This is a genomic window from Streptomyces sp. NPDC033180, from assembly GCF_055577645.1.
In genome coordinates this window covers 213,838-229,464 of record NZ_JBVIPU010000004.1, presented here as the reverse complement: position 1 = coordinate 229,464, position 15,627 = coordinate 213,838, and the positions used below count along the sequence as shown (strand labels likewise).

General features: G+C 72.1%; 13 protein-coding genes and 1 pseudogene. 12 read left to right on the top strand and 2 right to left on the bottom strand.

Translation table 11 applies throughout. From position 1 onward, the window contains the following. Positions 1–18: 18 nt before the first annotated feature. Genes ACZ5WE_RS14995 through mtnB form a run of 3 tightly spaced genes read left to right on the top strand, consistent with a single transcriptional unit; the run spans position 19 to position 1,978 of the window. On the top strand, positions 19–603 hold the full coding sequence (locus tag ACZ5WE_RS14995) for a 1,2-dihydroxy-3-keto-5-methylthiopentene dioxygenase (RefSeq protein ID WP_467686739.1): 585 nt from the start codon (positions 19–21) through the stop codon (positions 601–603). Continuing rightward, positions 600–1,352: an acireductone synthase gene (gene mtnC / locus ACZ5WE_RS14990; RefSeq protein WP_467686741.1), complete on the top strand. Its 753-nt coding sequence runs from the start codon at positions 600–602 to the stop codon at positions 1,350–1,352. Before ACZ5WE_RS14995 ends, mtnC begins: the two co-directional genes overlap by 4 nt. After that, positions 1,352–1,978: a methylthioribulose 1-phosphate dehydratase gene (gene mtnB / locus ACZ5WE_RS14985; protein ID WP_467686743.1), complete on the top strand. Its 627-nt coding sequence runs from the start codon at positions 1,352–1,354 to the stop codon at positions 1,976–1,978. Before mtnC ends, mtnB begins: the two co-directional genes overlap by 1 nt. Positions 1,979–2,076: 98 nt before the next feature. Here the strand turns inward: mtnB and mtnA are convergent, their stop codons facing one another. Further along, positions 2,077–3,135: an S-methyl-5-thioribose-1-phosphate isomerase gene (mtnA, locus tag ACZ5WE_RS14980; RefSeq protein ID WP_467686745.1), complete on the bottom strand. Its 1,059-nt coding sequence runs from the start codon at positions 3,133–3,135 to the stop codon at positions 2,077–2,079. A gap of 380 nt (positions 3,136–3,515) precedes the next feature. On the opposite strand from mtnA, the gene ACZ5WE_RS14975 reads away from it, so the two are divergent. From ACZ5WE_RS14975 to ACZ5WE_RS14940, 8 genes and pseudogenes are all read left to right on the top strand, one after another. Beyond that, positions 3,516–4,574: a BMP family ABC transporter substrate-binding protein gene (locus ACZ5WE_RS14975; RefSeq protein WP_467686747.1), complete on the top strand. Its 1,059-nt coding sequence runs from the start codon at positions 3,516–3,518 to the stop codon at positions 4,572–4,574. Further along, positions 4,558–6,054 (top strand): annotated as a pseudogene (locus tag ACZ5WE_RS14970) (ABC transporter ATP-binding protein); the annotation flags it as partial. The gene ACZ5WE_RS14975 and the pseudogene ACZ5WE_RS14970, both read left to right, overlap by 17 nt. 628 nt (positions 6,055–6,682) lie before the next feature. Beyond that, entirely contained in the window at positions 6,683–7,771 is a 1,089-nt protein-coding gene (locus tag ACZ5WE_RS14965) for an ABC transporter permease (protein ID WP_467686749.1), read from the top strand. Continuing rightward, a complete protein-coding gene (locus ACZ5WE_RS14960) occupies positions 7,768–8,664 on the top strand; it encodes an ABC transporter permease (protein ID WP_467686751.1) in 897 nt (298 codons plus the stop codon). Before ACZ5WE_RS14965 ends, ACZ5WE_RS14960 begins: the two co-directional genes overlap by 4 nt. Next, positions 8,661–9,452 (top strand): phosphorylase family protein, encoded by a 792-nt coding sequence (locus tag ACZ5WE_RS14955; protein WP_467686753.1) that lies wholly within the window; start codon positions 8,661–8,663, stop codon positions 9,450–9,452. Before ACZ5WE_RS14960 ends, ACZ5WE_RS14955 begins: the two co-directional genes overlap by 4 nt. A 36-nt stretch (positions 9,453–9,488) precedes the next feature. Further along, positions 9,489–10,895, top strand: a complete 1,407-nt coding sequence (locus ACZ5WE_RS14950; RefSeq protein ID WP_467686755.1) for an amidohydrolase — start codon at positions 9,489–9,491, stop codon at positions 10,893–10,895. Then, positions 10,892–11,509 (top strand): sulfite oxidase-like oxidoreductase, encoded by a 618-nt coding sequence (locus ACZ5WE_RS14945; protein ID WP_467686757.1) that lies wholly within the window; start codon positions 10,892–10,894, stop codon positions 11,507–11,509. The genes ACZ5WE_RS14950 and ACZ5WE_RS14945 overlap by 4 nt, the downstream gene beginning before the upstream one ends. Then, positions 11,502–12,293 (top strand): FAD-binding oxidoreductase, encoded by a 792-nt coding sequence (locus ACZ5WE_RS14940; protein WP_467686759.1) that lies wholly within the window; start codon positions 11,502–11,504, stop codon positions 12,291–12,293. The genes ACZ5WE_RS14945 and ACZ5WE_RS14940 overlap by 8 nt, the downstream gene beginning before the upstream one ends. Positions 12,294–12,430: 137 nt before the next feature. On the opposite strand, the gene ACZ5WE_RS14935 is transcribed toward ACZ5WE_RS14940, so the two are convergent. Beyond that, positions 12,431–13,810, bottom strand: a complete 1,380-nt coding sequence (locus tag ACZ5WE_RS14935; protein WP_467686761.1) for an MFS transporter — start codon at positions 13,808–13,810, stop codon at positions 12,431–12,433. A 299-nt stretch (positions 13,811–14,109) separates the two neighbouring features. Here ACZ5WE_RS14935 and ACZ5WE_RS14930 point away from each other — a divergent pair, with 299 nt between their 5' ends. Further along, complete coding sequence (locus tag ACZ5WE_RS14930; protein ID WP_467686763.1) at positions 14,110–15,597, top strand: aldehyde dehydrogenase; 1,488 nt, start codon at positions 14,110–14,112, stop codon at positions 15,595–15,597. Positions 15,598–15,627 lie beyond the last annotated feature (30 nt).

The window sequence follows — 15,627 nt, the reverse complement described above, 5'->3', positions numbered from 1 at the left end:
CCCCTTCTGGAGCGAGCCATGACCCTCCTGACGACCTGGCCGGAGTCCGGCCCCGAGACCGTCGTACGCCGCACCGCGGACCCGGTCGAGATCGCCGCCGCGCTCGCCCCCGTCGGCGTGCGTTACGAGCAGTGGCCGGTGCGCGAGGGCGTGCCCGCCGACGCGGACAGCGACACCGTCTTCGCCGCGTACCGCGCGGAGATCGACCTGCTGAACGCCGAGGAGGGCTTCCAGACGGTCGACGTGGTCGCGCTGCACCCCAGCGACGATCCGCAGTGGCCCGGCAAGGCGAAGGCGGCCCGGCAGAAGTTCCTCGCCGAGCACACGCACGACGACGATGACGAGGTGCGGTTCTTCGTCGCGGGCTCCGGCATCTTCTATCTGCACGTGGGCGGTGAAGTGCACGCGGTCTACTGCGAGAAGGGCGATCTGCTCGGGGTGCCGCGCGGCACGACGCACTGGTTCGACATGGGTACGTCGCCCTCGTTCACGGCGATCCGCTTCTTCCACGAGGAGGACGGCTGGATCGGTACGTTCACGGGCTCCCCGATCGCGGACCGCTTCCCGGACTTCGACACGATCCACGCGGGGTACGCCGCGTGACGGTTCGGTTCGACGAGGGTTCCGTGGACGCCGTGGTGCTCGACATCGAGGGCACCACGAGCGCCACGGGGTTCGTGGTGGATGTGCTGTATCCCTACGCGCGCGAGCGCTTCGGGGCGCTGCTCGCCTCGCGGGGCGACGAGCCGGAGGTGGCCAGGGCCGTCGCGCAGGTGCGCGAACTGGCCGGTGAGCCGGGCGCGGACGCGGGGCGGGTGGAGAAGATCCTGGGCGAATGGGTCGACTCCGATCGCAAGGCGACTCCCCTCAAAACGCTCCAGGGCATCCTCTGGGCGGAGGGCTTCGCGCGGGGCGAGCTGGTCTCGCACTTCTACCCCGAGGTGATCGGTGTGCTGCGGGGCTGGGCGGCCGACGGTGGCGGCGAGGGGAGCGGGCTGCGGTTGTACGTGTACTCGTCCGGGTCCGTCGCCGCGCAGCGCGCGTGGTTCACGTACTCGCCCGAGGGGTCCCTGATGGACCTCGTGAGCGGCTTCTACGACACCGAGAACGCGGGCCCCAAGCAGGATCCGGACTCCTACCGCGCCATCTCGGCCGCGATCGGAGTCGCCGCCGACCGCGCCCTCTTCCTCTCCGACCGGCTCGGCGAGCTGGACGCGGCGCGGGACGCCGGGTGGCGGACTGTGGGGGTACGGCGGGCCGGGGAGCCCTACTTCGCCGTGGGGGTCGGCGGGCATCCGCAGGCCGCGGCCTTCGACGAGATCAGTCTGGTGTCAGGAAGCAGGAGCGTTTGATGAGTGCGACGAGTTCGACGAGTGCGACCACTGCCGTGCTCGACCTGGAGGAGGCGGGCGCCGTCCTCGCCGCCGAAGCCGCTCGCTTCGCGTCGTTCGGGTGGATGCGGGGTACCTCCGGGAACCTGTCCGTGGTCCTCTCGCGTACGCCGCTTCGGCTGGCCGTGACGGCGAGCGGGCGGGACAAGGGTGAACTCACCTCCGCGGACGTGGTGTTGACGGACGCGTCAGGTGCGGCGCTGGGCGCGGGACGTCCCTCCGCGGAGGCGGCGCTGCATGCTCGGGTGGCCGCGCTGACCGGTGCGGGGGCCGTGGTGCATGTGCACACCGTGGCGTCGGTGGCCATGGGCCATCGGAAGCCGGGGGGTGTGGCGTTCCAGGACCTGGAGATGCTGAAGGGGCTCGGGCATGCGACGCACGAGGTTTCTGTGACACTGCCGGTGATCGAGAACAGCCAGGACATGGGGGTGCTGGGGGATCGGCTCGAGGCGGCGCTGCAGCCCGGGATGCCGGCGGTGGTTGTCGCCGGGCACGGGCTTTATGTGTGGGGGGCGGATCCTCGGGAGGCTCGGCATCGTACTGAGGTGGTGGAGTGGTTGCTGGAGCTGGAGCTGACGCGGGGTTGACCCTGCGGGGCTCTCCCCAACCCACCCCTTCCCGAACTGGGGCTCCGCCCCAGACCTCGCTCCTCAAACGCCGGAGGGGCTGATTCTCAGCCCCTCTCTCAGCTCAGCCCAGACCCCGGCAACTCCCCCGCCCCCACCTCCAGCACACCCCGCTCCGTCACCAGCGCCGTCACGAGCGACCCCGGTGTCACGTCGAAGGCCGGGTTGTGGCCCCGTGAGGCCGCCGGAGCCGTGCGCACACCGCCCCACTCCAACACCTCTTCCTCGCCCCGCAGTTCGATGTGGATGCCGGAACCCGTCGCCGTGGCGAGGTCCACCGTCGTGGTGGGGGCGGCCACCATGAACGGGATGCCCGCGTACGCGCACGCAAGGGCGATTCCCACCGTGCCGACCTTGTTCGCCGTGTCGCCGTTCGCGGCGATCCGGTCCGCGCCGACGATCGCCGCGTCCACCTCGCCCCGCAGGATCGTGCCGGCGGCCGCCCCGTCCGCCTGGACGAAGTGCGCTATCCCCTCCTGCACCAGCTCCCACGCGGTGAGCCGCGCGCCCTGGAGCAGGGGGCGGGTCTCGTCGGCGTACACGGTCTCCAGGAGTCCACGGCCGTGGAGTTCACGGATGACGCCGAGCGCCGTGCCCCAGCCCGCTGTGGCGAGCGCGCCCGTGTTGCAGTGGGTGAGGATCCGCAGCGGACGGTCCGCGGACACCGGCAACCGCTTGAGGAGCCAGTCCGCTCCGAACGCGCCCATGGCGCGGTTCGCCGCCAGGTCCTCGCTCACGATCGCGTCCGCCTCCGCGAGCACCACCGAAAGACCCGCGTCGATGAGCGGGGCGACCCTGTCCACGCACACCATCAGGTTCACGGCCGTGGGACGTGCGGCGCGCACCCGTGCGACCTCCGCGTCCAGGCGCGCGCGGTCCCAGCCCTCGCGCTCGCCCTGCGCCATGGCGAGCGCGACGCCGTAGCCACCGGCGGCGCCGATCGCGGGAGCGCCGCGGACCACGAGCCGCACGATCGCGTCGATCAGCTGGTCGACGGTGGTGACGTCGAAGCGCTCAAGGGTGTGCGGGAGCGCCGTCTGGTCGATGAGGGAGAGGGACGGCGTGCCGCCCTCCGCGGCCTCCGTCCACGTGACAGCGCGCAGGTCCTGGCTGCTCATGTGCTCAACTCCGGGAGAATAGGGGCGTTTGCGGCCATGCGGGGAGGGGTGCCGTCACCGTACCCGACGTCCTCGAACCATATTTCGAGACGTTCGTGCGGCTGTCCGAAATCCGGTGTTACCCTCACCGCCACCCAGGACGGATCGACCCACGGTGCGAGGAGGACGGCCATGAAAGCCCAGCGGACCGCCGGCTCCATGCGCTGCCCCGCCGTGACCGACACCATGACCGACGCCGTGCCCGACGGCCGCCGAATGTGCCGCTGTCGCCGCGGTTGTCGCTGTTGTCGCTGAGCGACGCCGCTTCGCACGTCCGCCCCTCCCCGCCACCGCCTGGGCTCCCAGGCTCCTTCGAGAAGGCGCTCCCTATGTCCCCGCGTATGTCCCCACGCAGCTCCCTGCGTATGCCCCTTCGGCTGTCCTCGCTCGCTGTCGCCGCCGCCCTGCTCGCCACCGGCTGCAACGCCGCCGCGAAGAAGGGTGGTTCGGCAGGTGGCGGTGGCGCGGGAGCCAAGGCGTTCACGCTGGTCACGCCCGACCCTGTGGCGCAGAACGAGTTCCTCAGGCTGGCTGTCAGCGGCGTGAAGTCGGCGGCGAAGGCGCAGGGCGCCGGGGCGCCGAAGGTCTTCCAGAGCAGCGACACCTCATCGCAGCAGCAGAACGTGCAGTCGGCCGTGGACTCCGCGCCCGATGTCATCGCACTCGTCGGATTCGAGTTCGCCGACATCGCCGCCCAGCAGGCCGAGGCCCACCCGAAGCAGCAGTTCCTGCTCGTCGACGCGTGCACGAAGAAGACGTACGAGAACGTCACTTGTGCGGTCTTCCGCGAGCACGAGGCGGTGTACCTCGCGGGCGCCGAGGCCGGTCTGCTCACCAAGAGCAGGAAGGTGGGAGCCGTCGACGTCCTCGACACCCCGCAGTTCCGCCGCTACAGCGAGCCGTTCGCGGCCGGCGCGAAGAAGGTGGAGGCGGGGGTCAGGTCCCGCACGCTCTTCGTCGGTGGGCAGTCGCCCTTCAATGACTCGGCGCGCGCCAAGGACCAGGCGGCGACGCTCGGTTCGGGCGGGGTCGACCAGGTGATGGCGGCTGCCGCGGGCGGCAACACCGGTGTCTTCCAGGCCGCGAAGGCCAAGGGCTTCGCGGCGTACGGCGTCGACGCGAACCAGTGCGTCGGCAGCCCGGGGGTCGTCGTCGACAACGTACTGAAGAAGACCGATGTCGCCGTCGAGAAGGGCATCGCGCAGATCCTCAAGGGCAAGGGCGGCACCACGGTGTCGTACGGCCTCAAGGAGGGCGGCATGTCGCTGACCGGCCTTGAGCCCGGCGTCGCGGACTCCAAGTGCCTGATCGCCGACCACAAGGATGTGCTGAAGCGCGTCGAGTCGCTGCGGGACGAGATCGTCGCGGGGAAGCTGAAGGTCGATGACCCCGCGGCCTGAGCCCACTGTCGCCACCCCCGCCGTCGAACTCCGCGGCATCACCAAGGAGTACCCGGGCACCGTCGCCAACGACCGGGTGGACCTGACCGTCGCGCGCGGTGAGATCCACGCCCTGATGGGCGAGAACGGCGCGGGCAAGTCGACTCTGATGTCCGTGCTCTACGGACTGCAGCGGCCGGACGCCGGGCGGATCCTGCTCGACGGGCGCGAGGTGGCGTTCGCGAGCCCGAGCGAGGCGATCGCGGCGGGCCTCGGCATGGTGCACCAGAGCTTCAAGCTCTTCCCGTCCTTCACGGTCGCCGAGAACGTCGTGTACGCCGCCGAGCCGCGCCGTTTCGGTCTGACGGACCGGGCCGAGGCGCTGCGGAGGGTGGGCGCGCTCGCCGATGAGCACGGGCTCGCGGTGGATCCGGCGGCGAAGGTCGGGGACCTGCCGGTGGGGGTCCGCCAGCGCGTGGAGATCCTCAAGCTCCTTTACCGCGGCGCTCGTACGCTGATCCTCGACGAGCCGACGGCGGTCCTGACACCGGCGGAGGCCGACGGCCTGTTCGGTGTCCTGCGCTCCCTCGCGGACGACGGACGCACGGTCCTGCTCGTCACCCACAAGCTGCGTGAGGTGATGGAGGGCAGCGACGCGGTGACGGTTCTGCGGGACGGCCGGGTCGCGGCCCGGATGCGGACCGCGGACACCAGCCCGGACGCGATCGCCGCGGCGATGACCGGACGCGCGGTGGAGTTGGACCGCGTGCATCCGGCGGGTACGCCGGGCGGTGAGGTCCTCTCGGTCGAGTCCCTGTCGACGGACGCGGTGCGCGAGGTCTCGCTCTCCGTTCGTGCGGGCGAGATCGTGGGCATCGCGGGAGTGGCGGGCAACGGCCAGAGTGAACTGGTCGAGGCGATCGCCGGGTTGCGGCCGCTCACCTCCGGGCGGGTGGCGCTCCGCGGCCGGGACATCACGGACGCGTCGGCGGCGGGGCGCCGCGCGGCGGGTCTCGCGTACGTCCCCGAGGACCGCGTGGCCGTCGGCACGGCGCCGGCCGCGACGATCGCGGAGAACCTGGCGATGGGCCATCACCGGGGGCACGGCCTCCTGCGTCCGTCCTGGCTCCGCGAGCACGCGCGGCTCCTGATCGACCGCTTCGGCATCAAGGCCGCATCGTCCCGGCACACGGCGGGCTCACTGTCGGGCGGCAACCTTCAGAAGCTGGTGATCGGCCGCGAACTCGCCCACGCTTCACCGCTGTTGATCGTCGAGCAGCCCACGCGTGGCGTTGACATCGGCGCCATCCAGACGATCCACGACCAGCTGATCGCCCACCGCGACGCCGGCCACGCGATCCTCCTGGTCTCCGCTGAACTGAGCGAGATCCGCGGCCTTTCGGACCGAGTCCTGGTGATGTACGAGGGCCGAGTGGCCGCGGAGTACGCCCGCGAGGACGCGAACGAGCAGACCCTCGGCCTCGCCATGGCGGGCGGGGCCGGTGCGGGCGCGGCCGACGCGGTGGAGGCGGGTACGGGCGAGGCCAGTGCGGTGGAGGCGGGTGCGAGCAAGGCAGGTGCCGCGGACGAGCAGACCCTCGGCCTCGCCATGGCGGGCGAAGCCGGTGCGGGCGAGGCCGACGCGGTCGACGCGGGTACGGGCAAGGCCGACGCGGTGGAGGCGGGTGCGGGCGAGACCGGTGCAAGCGAGGCCGACATGGGCAACGCCGGTGCGGGCGAAGCCGGAGCGGGCAACGTCAGTGCGGGCGAAGCCGGAGCGAGCAACGTCAGTGCGGGCGAAGCCGGAGCCTGCAAGGCCGGAGCGGGCAACGCCAGTGCGGGCGGAGCCGGAGCGAGCAACGCCAGTGCGGGCGGAGCCGGAGCGGGCAACGTCAGTGCGGGCGAAGCCGGAGCGGGCCGCACTGCCTCCGGAACTCCGGTGGCGGGATCGCGCATCGCCCCGGGCGCTGCCTCCGCTGCCGAGTTGTCCGCCGCTTCTGCTGCCACCGGCTCACCGGTCGTCGTGCCCCGGGCCTCGCCCGGCCCTGCCCGCGGCCCCGAGCCCGCCTCTGACAAACCGTCAGCCCGCGGGAGCAAACGGCCCGCCCCGTCGAAGGAGGCTCCCTGATATGGGTGCCACGATCCGTTCCCTCGGCGGCCGGAGCCTTCGCGCGCCCGCCCTGCACTCCGTCGTCGCCGCGGTCATCGTCGGCGCGCTCTTCCTCGTCGGGACCGGGGCCGACCCCGTCGGGGCGTACGGCTCCGTGGTCAGCGGGTCCCTCGGGCCCGACGGCATCGGGTCCACGCTCACCACCGGGACGAGCATCATCGGGCTCGCCGTCGCGCTCGCGATCCCCATGCGCGCGGGGCTGCTCAACCTCGGCGGGGACGGGCAGTTGGTGCTCGGCGGGATCACCGCCGCCGCGACCGGGCTCTACTCGCCGCTGCCCGCGCCCCTCACGGTCGTCGCAGCCCTGCTCGCGGGGATGGCAGCCGGCGCCGCCTACGCCGCGCTCGCCGCCGTATGCCAGAACCGGTTCGGCGTGCCGCTCCTCGTCAGCAGTCTGCTGCTCGGGTATCCGGCGATGTCCTTCGCCTCCTACCTCGCACGCTTTCCGCTGAAGGAGGAAGGGTCGAGCCTTCCGCAGACGCGGCGCCTGCCCGACGGGGTGGAGCTGCCTGCCTTCGGGTCGTCGACCGTCACCGTCGGGCTGCTCCTCGTGGCCGTAGCGGCCGCCGTCCTCGTGTTCGCCGACGCCCGCACAGCCACCGGCTACGAGATCCGCATGACGGGGCTCAACCCGCGGTTCGCCGCGTACGCGGGGGTCGACAGGCCGCGGCTCACGCTGCGGCTCATGGCGCTCTCCGGCTCCGTCGCCGGCCTGGTCGGCGCGATTGGCGTACTGAGCTTCCCCTATCGCTTCATCGACGGATCGCTCACCGCCGCCGGGCACACCTGGACCGGCCTCACGGCCGCGCTGCTCGCCGCCGCCGCACCCATCGGGACGGCCCTCGCCGCCCTGTTCTTCGCGGCGCTCGAAGTGGGCGGGCTCGCCATGGAGCGGACCACCGAAGTGCCGCGCGAGCTGACGCAGGTGCTCCAGGCGGTCGTCATCGTCTTCCTCGCGGCCCGGCTCAACCTGACGTGGCGGCGGGCGAGGAAGAAGCCCACCGAAGAGATCGAAGCGAAGGAAGCGAAGGAAGTGAGCGTGCGATGAGCGTCGACTCCGCGCTGTTCCACTCGGCGCTCCTCGCCCTCACCCCGATCCTCCTCGCCGCACTCGGCGGCGCGATCTGCGAGCGCGCGGGCGTCTTCAACATCGGCCTCGAAGGCATGATGCTGATCGGCTGCTTCAGCGGCGTCGCGGGCAGCTGGTTCACCGGGAGCGCCTGGCTCGGCGTCGTCTTCGCCGCCCTCGCGTCGGCGGCGTACTCGATGATCCTGGCCGTCGGGACGGTCTCGCTGCGCGGGGACGCCGTCGTGCTCGGCGTCGCGCTCAACCTCCTCGCGGTCGGCCTGACCGGGTTCCTGCTGCGTACGGTCTTCGGCGTGCAGGGCACCTTCTCCGACCCGGAGTTGGCCGGTCTGGGCGGCATCGACATTCCGTTCGCGGGGGCAGTCCTGTCCGGGCACTCCGCGCTCGTGTACCTCTCATGGGCCGCCGTCGCCGTGGCCGCGGTGTTCCTGGCCCGCCACCCGTGGGGGCTGCGCCTTCGCGGCGTCGGTGAGGCTCCCGACGCGGCGGCGACGCTGGGCGTCAGCCCGGCGAAGTACCAGTACGCCGCCGTCCTCGCCTCCGGCGTCCTGTGCGGCCTCGCGGGAGCCCAACTCGCCCTCGGCAACGTCACGTTGTTCTCCGAGAACATGACCGCCGGGCGTGGTTGGATCGCCGTGGTGGCCGTGATGCTGGGCCGCGCCCTGCCGCTCGGCGTCCTGCTGGCCGGGCTGCTCTTCGGCATCGCGGAGGCCGTCGGTTTCCGTCTGCAGGGGCTCGGCATGCCGCAGCAGGCGACCGACGCGGCCCCGTACGTGGTGACCCTGGCCGCCCTCTTCCTGTCCACGGCGCGCAGGCGCCGCCGCAAGCAGCCCCTGGTAGGAGCACCCTCATGACGACCGACGCCCGTACGCTCAGCGAAGCCGTCACGCACACCGACGCGCTGCCCATCACCCGTGTGCCCCGCACCGGCCTGCCGGACCGGGCGATCGTGGTCGGCGACCCGGCGCGCGCCACCGCCGTCGCCGACCTCCTTGACGACGCGAAGGAGGTGTCGTACCACCGCGAGTACCGCACCTTCACCGGCAGTTGGCAGGGCACACCGGTCGTCGTCGCCTCGCACGGCGTCGGCGCCCCCGGCGCGATCCTCCTCTTCCAGGAGCTCGCGGAGGCGGGCGTGAGCACCCTCGTGCGGCTCGGCACGGCGGGCGCGATCCGCCCCGGCATCCGCGACGGTGACCTGGTCATCGCGGACGCGGCGGTACGCGACGACGGAGTGACGCAGCAGCTGATCCCCGCCGAGTACCCGGCGTTCGCGACCCCGGAGGCGGTCATCGCGCTCCAGCGGGCGGCGCGCGCGGCCGAGGCCCCGTACCACCGGGGCGTGGTGTGGACGCGGGCCGCGTTCCAGCCGGGGTTCCTGCCGCTGCCCGGCGAGGCGTACGCGGCCGCCGGGATCGCGGCCATCGAGATGGAGCTCTCCGCGCTGTACGTCTTCGCGTCCACGCACGGCCTGGTCGCGGGCGGCGCGCTCGTGGTCGACGGCGCCAACGCCGACGAACTCGTCGACGAGGAAGCCACCGGTGGCTACGACCCGCACCGCGATGTAGTGGCCGAGGGGGTCGCCCGGGGCGCCCGGATAGCCTTGGACGCGCTCCGTCTCCTTGCCGCCGCGGAGCACTGAGCAGCCGCCCGAACGACCTTGTGGAGAACGGAACCGATGCACCCCACTGACCTGCCGACCCAGGACCGGGGCGGCTCCATGGATCTCCTGGTCCACGGTGGCGACGTCCTCACCGTCGACGCGTCGGGCACCGTCGTGAAGGACGGCGCCGTCGCGGTGCGCGAGGGCCGGATCGTCGAGGTCGGCCCGGCCGAGCGGCTGCGCACCGCCTACGAGGCCACCGACGAGCTCGACGCCCGCGGCTGTCTCGTCCTGCCCGGTCTGATCAACACGCACACGCACCTGGCGATGACCCTGTTCCGCGGCATCGCCGACGACCTGACGCTGCAGGGCTTCCTGGCCCGCGTGATCCCGGCCGAGGCCGACCTGCTCTCCCCCGGGACGGTGACGGCGGGCATCCAGGGGGCGATCGCCGAGTCCGTACGCGGCGGGGTCACCGCCGCGCTCGACATGTACTGGTTCCACGAGGCGGCCGAGGCCGTGGCCCGCGACGCCGGGTGGCGCCTGCTGACCGGCCCCACGTTCATGGACGTGCCGGGCCCGCCGGACGGCCGCCCCTACGCCGACCGGCTCGGCTGGGCCGCGGCGGACCTGGCCGCCCGGACCCCGGCGCCGGGCACCCGCCCGGTGGTCTTCGCGCACTCCGCGTACACCCTGGTGCCCGAGCAGCTCAGGGCCATCAGCGCGCTCGCCCGCGAGCACGGAGCCCTGCTGCACATCCACGCCGCCGAGAACGCGGGCGAGGTGGAGATGGTCACCGAGCAGCACGGCATGCGTCCCGTGGAGCTGCTCGACTCGCTCGGCGTGCTCGGCCCGGACACGCTGCTCGCGCACGCCGTCGACCTCACGGACGCGGAGATCGGGACCATCGCCCGCACCGGCACGTCCGTCGCGCACTGCCCGGTGTCGAACCTGAAGCTGGGCTGCGGCATCGCGCGCGTGCCCGACCTGCTCGACGCGGGCGTCACTGTGGGCCTCGGCACGGACGGCGCGGTGAGTTCCAACACCCTGGACCTGCTTGGCGCGGTGAAGGTCGCGGCGCTCGTGCACAAGGCGGGCGGCGACCCGACGGCGGTCGGCGCCGAGCAGGCGGTGCGGATGGCGACGATCGAGTCGGCGCGGGCCCTTGGGCTCGGCGATCAGCTGGGCTCCCTGGAGCCCGGCAAGCGAGCCGACCTGATCGTCCTCGACCTCGCCCGGCCGCATCTCACGCCGCGGCACGACCCCTGGTCGATGCTGGCCTACGCCGCCGTGTCCAGTGACGTACGGGACACGGTGGTCGACGGCCGGGTCCTGATGCGGGACCGTACGCTGGTCACAGTGGACGAGCAGCGTGCGCTGCGCGCCCTGCGGGACGCGGCGGCCTCCGCGGCGCCCGGCCCCACGAGCACGACTGGCACGACAAGCACGACCGGCACCTCCGAAGTGGCAAGCACCGTATGACCGTCGAACCCACCCGCGGCTTCACCGGCCGCGCCCGCGCCGCCGACCGCGACCCGCGGCTCCCTCCCGGGCAGTACGACGCGGCCGATGGCTGGCCCGTCCTGTCCGCCGAGGTGACGCCCCAGCTCGCACCCGAGGACTGGACGTTCCGCGTGGACGGCCTCGTCTCCTCCCCGCGCACCTGGACGTGGGACGAGGCGCACGCGCTGCCCGCGTCCGAGTACCGCGGCGACATCCACTGCGTGACCAGCTGGTCCAAGTTCGGGGTGCGCTTCGGCGGGGTGAGCCTGGATGCGTTCCTGGCCGCCACCGGGCCGCGCCCGGAGGCCACGCACGTCGTCGCCTACTCCCACACCGGGTACACCACGAACCTCCCCCTCTCCGACGTGACGGGCGGGAAGGCGTGGATCGTCTGGGAGTACGGGGACGGCCCGCTGCCTCCCGAGCACGGCGGCCCGGCGCGGCTGATCGTCCCCCACCTGTACTTCTGGAAGAGCGCGAAGTGGGTCGCGGGGCTGCGGCTCCTCGACCACGACGAACCGGGCTTCTGGGAGCAGAACGGCTATCACCACCGGGGGAATCCCTGGCGGGAGGAGCGTTACTCCGGTGACTGAGACTGCGCCTGAGACTCTGCCTGGGACGGTGGCTGGGCCTTTCGTGCCGCCGACGCGGTTCGCCGTGCCGGGGCGGATCGCGGTGAGCAACCGTGCGGCGTCCGAGTGGCAGCGGGCGACCGTGGTGGATGTCCGCGGGGACAACGCCGCCAAGACCGTATCGACCTTCCGTCTGAAGGTGTCCGACTGGCAGGGACATCTGCCGGGCCAGCATCTGATGCTGCGGCTGACCGCGCCGGACGGGTATGTCGCGCAGCGCCACTACTCGATCGCTTCCGCCCCGGAGGATGCCGTCGAGGACGGTGAGATCGAGCTGACCCTGGACCACGTTCCGGGCGGCGAGGTGTCCGGGCATCTGCACACGGTCGCCCGCGTCGGCGATGTGGTGGAGGTGCGGGGTCCCCTGTCCGGCTTCTTCGCCTGGCCCGGCGACCGTCCCGCCCTCCTGCTGGGGGCCGGCTCCGGTGTGGTCCCGCTGATGTCGATGCTGCGGCACTGGCGGCGGGCCGGGCGCCCGGTGCCGCTGCGGCTTCTGGTCTCGGCGCGGACGCGTGAGGATCTGATCTACGCGGATGAGTACGGCGACGAGACCACGGTGGTGTTGACGCGGGCGGAGGGGCGGCTTCGCGCCGAGCACCTGGCACCGTTCCTCGGCGCCGGCCGGCCCGAGGGGGGCTGGGAGGCGTACGTCTGCGGGTCCAACGGCTTCGCCGAGCATGCGTCGCGGCTGCTGGTGGCCGGGGGCCAGCCGGTGGACCGGATCCGCATCGAGCGGTTCGGGTAGGAGCGGACCCTGCGGGGCCTTCCCCGATCCCGCCCCTACCCCAATCCCGCCCCTACCCGAAACTGGGGCTCCGCCCCAGACCCGTACAAGATGGCCTCAAACGCCGGCGGGGCTGCATCCTTCAGCCCAGGCGCCCCCTACGGCGAGACCTCCTCCAAGCGCCGCCCGGCAGTCTCCTCCGCCCCAACGGCAGCCACCACACACCCGACCACGGCAACCGCCCCCAGCATCACGAACACCGTCGACACATTCCCGCCCGCGTACACGATCCCCACCACGATCGGGCCGAGAATGACCCCGAGCCTGTTCATCGCCCCGCCCACGCTGCTGCCCAGCGCCCGCATCCGCGTCGGGAAGAGCTCCGGCGTGTACAGGTACAGGCAGATGTTGGAGCCGAAGAAGAAGACCGCCGCGAGCGAGGTCCACACCAGGACCTGCACCGGCGTGTCCGCACCGACGGCCGCGAGCGTCACCAGCATCAGCGCCGCCCCGCCCAGACAGCCGGTGATGACCTTCCTGCGCCCCACGCGGTCGACCGTGAGCGCGGCGACGAGGCAGCCGATGAGACCCGCACATGACGTGACCGTCGAGTACAGGAGCGCGTCCGAGAGGGACAGGTCATAGCGGTTCTGGTAGATCGTCGGGAGCCAGGACGTGATGCCGTAGTTGACGAAGTAGCCGGTGAACCACAGCACGCCGATGATCAGCGTCCGGCGTCGGTAGCGGCCGGTGAACAGGCCGCGAAGCCCGGAGGCCGCCTTCCCGGGAGCCGCGACGGGAAGCGCCTCGGGAACGGGCGGCAGGGGTTTCCTCGTGATCCGCTCGACGTCCGCCTCGATGCCGGACATCACCGCGTCCGCCTCGTCCAGCCTGCCGTGGTCCGCGAGCCAGCGCGGCGACTCGGGGACCTTCCGCTGCACGAGGATGCAGAGCAGGCCGGGCAGCGCGGCGACGGCGTACATCCAGCGCCAGCCGAGCATCGGTACCACCCAGGCCGCGACCAGCGCGCCGACCGTCAGGCCCGCCGGGAACACCAGCTCGTAGAGAAGGACGAAGCGGCCGCGCTGATGGCTGCGGGTGATCTCGGCGATGAAGGTCGCCGCCACCGGCACCTCGCCCCCGATGGCAAGCCCCTGGACGAACCGCAGGGCCATGAAAGCGTCGGGCGAGGTCGAGACGGAGAGGGCCAGGTTGGCGACGCTGGACAGTGCGATGCACAGCGCGATGACCTTCACGCGGCCGATGCGGTCCGCGAGACGCCCGGAGAGCAGCGCCCCGATCAACATGCCGATCGAGCCGACGGTGAGCAGCAGCGTCGCGGCGGACGTGCTGAGGTCCCACTCGTGGCGCAGTTCCGGCAGGGCGTAGGCGATCAGGAGCTGGTCGAAGGCCTCGAAGAAGGTGACCGCGCCCACGATGAGCCGGACGGTGACGTGCCAGCGGCACAGGGGTAGCCGTTCGAAGCGGGCGGCTATGGCGGCCCGGACCGCTGGGTCCGGGGAGGCGTCGATCGTCATGCGGGCACTCCGCTGCTGAGGGGGCGGGGACGAGGGGAGGAACGCGACGGCCACGGAGTCTGGGGAAACTCAAGCCAAGAAGCGAGTAAGCGCAAAGTTTCTAAGCGCTTAAGTTGTACCGTCCCGGCACCGGAGCGCGTCAAGAGTCTCCGCAGGGGAAATCCACGAAGTCCATCGACGGACAGGTCTTGCGCTCCAGATATTTAAGCCCTTAGATTTCTAGCGCTTACCGAAGAGCATCCGGAACTCGCTTGGAACACCCGGTGGTTCGGCCCGGACACAGCACGCAAGGAGGCCCCATGCCCCGCATCCCTGCCGACGAGGCGCTCATCGCGGGCGAGTGGCGTCGCGGCGCGGGCGCCCCGGCCGACACCGTCGACCCCGCCACAGGCCGCGTCCTCGCCACGGTCCACGCCGTCTCCCTCGACGAGGTCGCCGAAGCGGCTCGGGGAGCGGCGGCGGCCGCCGCCGACCCGCGCTGGCAGGGCCTCCTGCCCCACCGGCGTGCCCTGCTCCTGCACCGCGTCGCCGAGCTGATCGAGGCGTCAGCGGACGACCTCGCGGCCCTGCAGACAGCCGACACCGGCAAGGCGCTCACCGAGACCCGCGCCCTGGTGGGCAGCGCGGCGGCCACCTTCCGCTACACCGCCGCCGCCCTGGAGACCGCCGAGGAGACGCTCACTCCCTCGCGCGGCGACTACGTGACGATGAGCGTGTACGAGCCGATCGGCGTGGTCGGCGCGATCAACCCCTGGAACTCCCCCGTCGCCAGCGACGCCCAGAAGCTCGCACCGGCGCTCGCGGGCGGCAACGCGGTCCTGCTCAAGCCCGCCGAGTGGACCCCGCTCGTCTCGCTCGCGCTCGGCCGCCTGATCAGCGGCGCCTTGGCGGAATTCGGTCTCCCGGCCGGTCTACTCTCTGTCCTCACCGGCCGCGGCAGCGTCGTCGGGGACGCGATCGTCCGCGATCCGCGCGTCGGCAAGGTCACCTTCACGGGCGGCACGCGTACCGGCCGGACGCTCGCCCACGCCGCGGCCGAGAAGCTGATGCCGGTCTCACTCGAACTGGGCGGCAAGTCGCCGACGGTCGTCCTCGCCGACGCCGACGTCGAACAGGCCCTGGCCGGGGTGATGTTCGGGATCTTCTCCTCCAGCGGTCAGTCCTGCGTCGCCGGGTCACGGCTCTTCGTCGCACGCGAGCTGTACGAGGAGTTCGTCGGCGAACTCGTGGAGCGCGTGCGGAAGTTGCGGGTCGGGCCCGGCACCTGTGCCGACACCCAGGTCGCCCCCCTCGTCCACCACGAGCACCGGGACTCCGTCGCCTCGTACGTCGATCTCGCGCGCGAGGAAGGTGCTCGGGTGCTGTGCGGTGGCGGCGTGCCGGACGGTGCGGAGTACCGCGGCGGGGCGTACTACCTGCCCACCGTCCTGGACGGGCTCCCCAACTCCTCGCGCACCTGCCAGGAGGAGATCTTCGGGCCCGTCCTGGTCGCGCTGCCCTTCGACGGCGAGGACGATCTCGTGCGGCAGGCCAACTCCAGTGTCCACGGCCTCGCCTGTGGCATCTGGACCCGTGACCACCGGGCCGCCTGGCGGATCGCGCGCCGCGTCGACGCGGGCACGGTCTGGATCAACACCTACAAGCAGTTCAGCATCGCCACGCCCTTCGGCGGCATGAAGGAGAGCGGTCTCGGCCGCGAGAAGGGCCGCGAAGGCATCCGCGCCTACCAGCGCCAGAAGTCCCTGTACTGGGGCCTCTCCGACGCGCCTCTCCCCTGGGCCAACTGAACCCCGTACCTCCGGACCTCTGGAGCAGGT

What these genes read in the sequence shown, in the direction of transcription:
- ACZ5WE_RS14945 (WP_467686757.1), top strand. Translation starts at nt 10,892, where the DNA reads ATGACCGTCGAACCCACCCGCGGCTTCACCGGCCGCGCCCGCGCCGCC.
- ACZ5WE_RS14930 (WP_467686763.1), top strand. Translation starts at nt 14,110, where the DNA reads ATGCCCCGCATCCCTGCCGACGAGGCGCTCATCGCGGGCGAGTGGCGT.
- ACZ5WE_RS14950 (WP_467686755.1), top strand. Translation starts at nt 9,489, where the DNA reads ATGCACCCCACTGACCTGCCGACCCAGGACCGGGGCGGCTCCATGGAT.
- ACZ5WE_RS14965 (WP_467686749.1), top strand. Translation starts at nt 6,683, where the DNA reads ATGGGTGCCACGATCCGTTCCCTCGGCGGCCGGAGCCTTCGCGCGCCC.
- ACZ5WE_RS14995 (WP_467686739.1), top strand. Translation starts at nt 19, where the DNA reads ATGACCCTCCTGACGACCTGGCCGGAGTCCGGCCCCGAGACCGTCGTA.
- mtnA (WP_467686745.1), bottom strand. Translation starts at nt 3,135, where the DNA reads ATGAGCAGCCAGGACCTGCGCGCTGTCACGTGGACGGAGGCCGCGGAG.
- ACZ5WE_RS14960 (WP_467686751.1), top strand. Translation starts at nt 7,768, where the DNA reads ATGAGCGTCGACTCCGCGCTGTTCCACTCGGCGCTCCTCGCCCTCACC.
- ACZ5WE_RS14935 (WP_467686761.1), bottom strand. Translation starts at nt 13,810, where the DNA reads ATGACGATCGACGCCTCCCCGGACCCAGCGGTCCGGGCCGCCATAGCC.
- mtnB (WP_467686743.1), top strand. Translation starts at nt 1,352, where the DNA reads ATGAGTGCGACGAGTTCGACGAGTGCGACCACTGCCGTGCTCGACCTG.
- ACZ5WE_RS14975 (WP_467686747.1), top strand. Translation starts at nt 3,516, where the DNA reads ATGTCCCCACGCAGCTCCCTGCGTATGCCCCTTCGGCTGTCCTCGCTC.
- ACZ5WE_RS14955 (WP_467686753.1), top strand. Translation starts at nt 8,661, where the DNA reads ATGACGACCGACGCCCGTACGCTCAGCGAAGCCGTCACGCACACCGAC.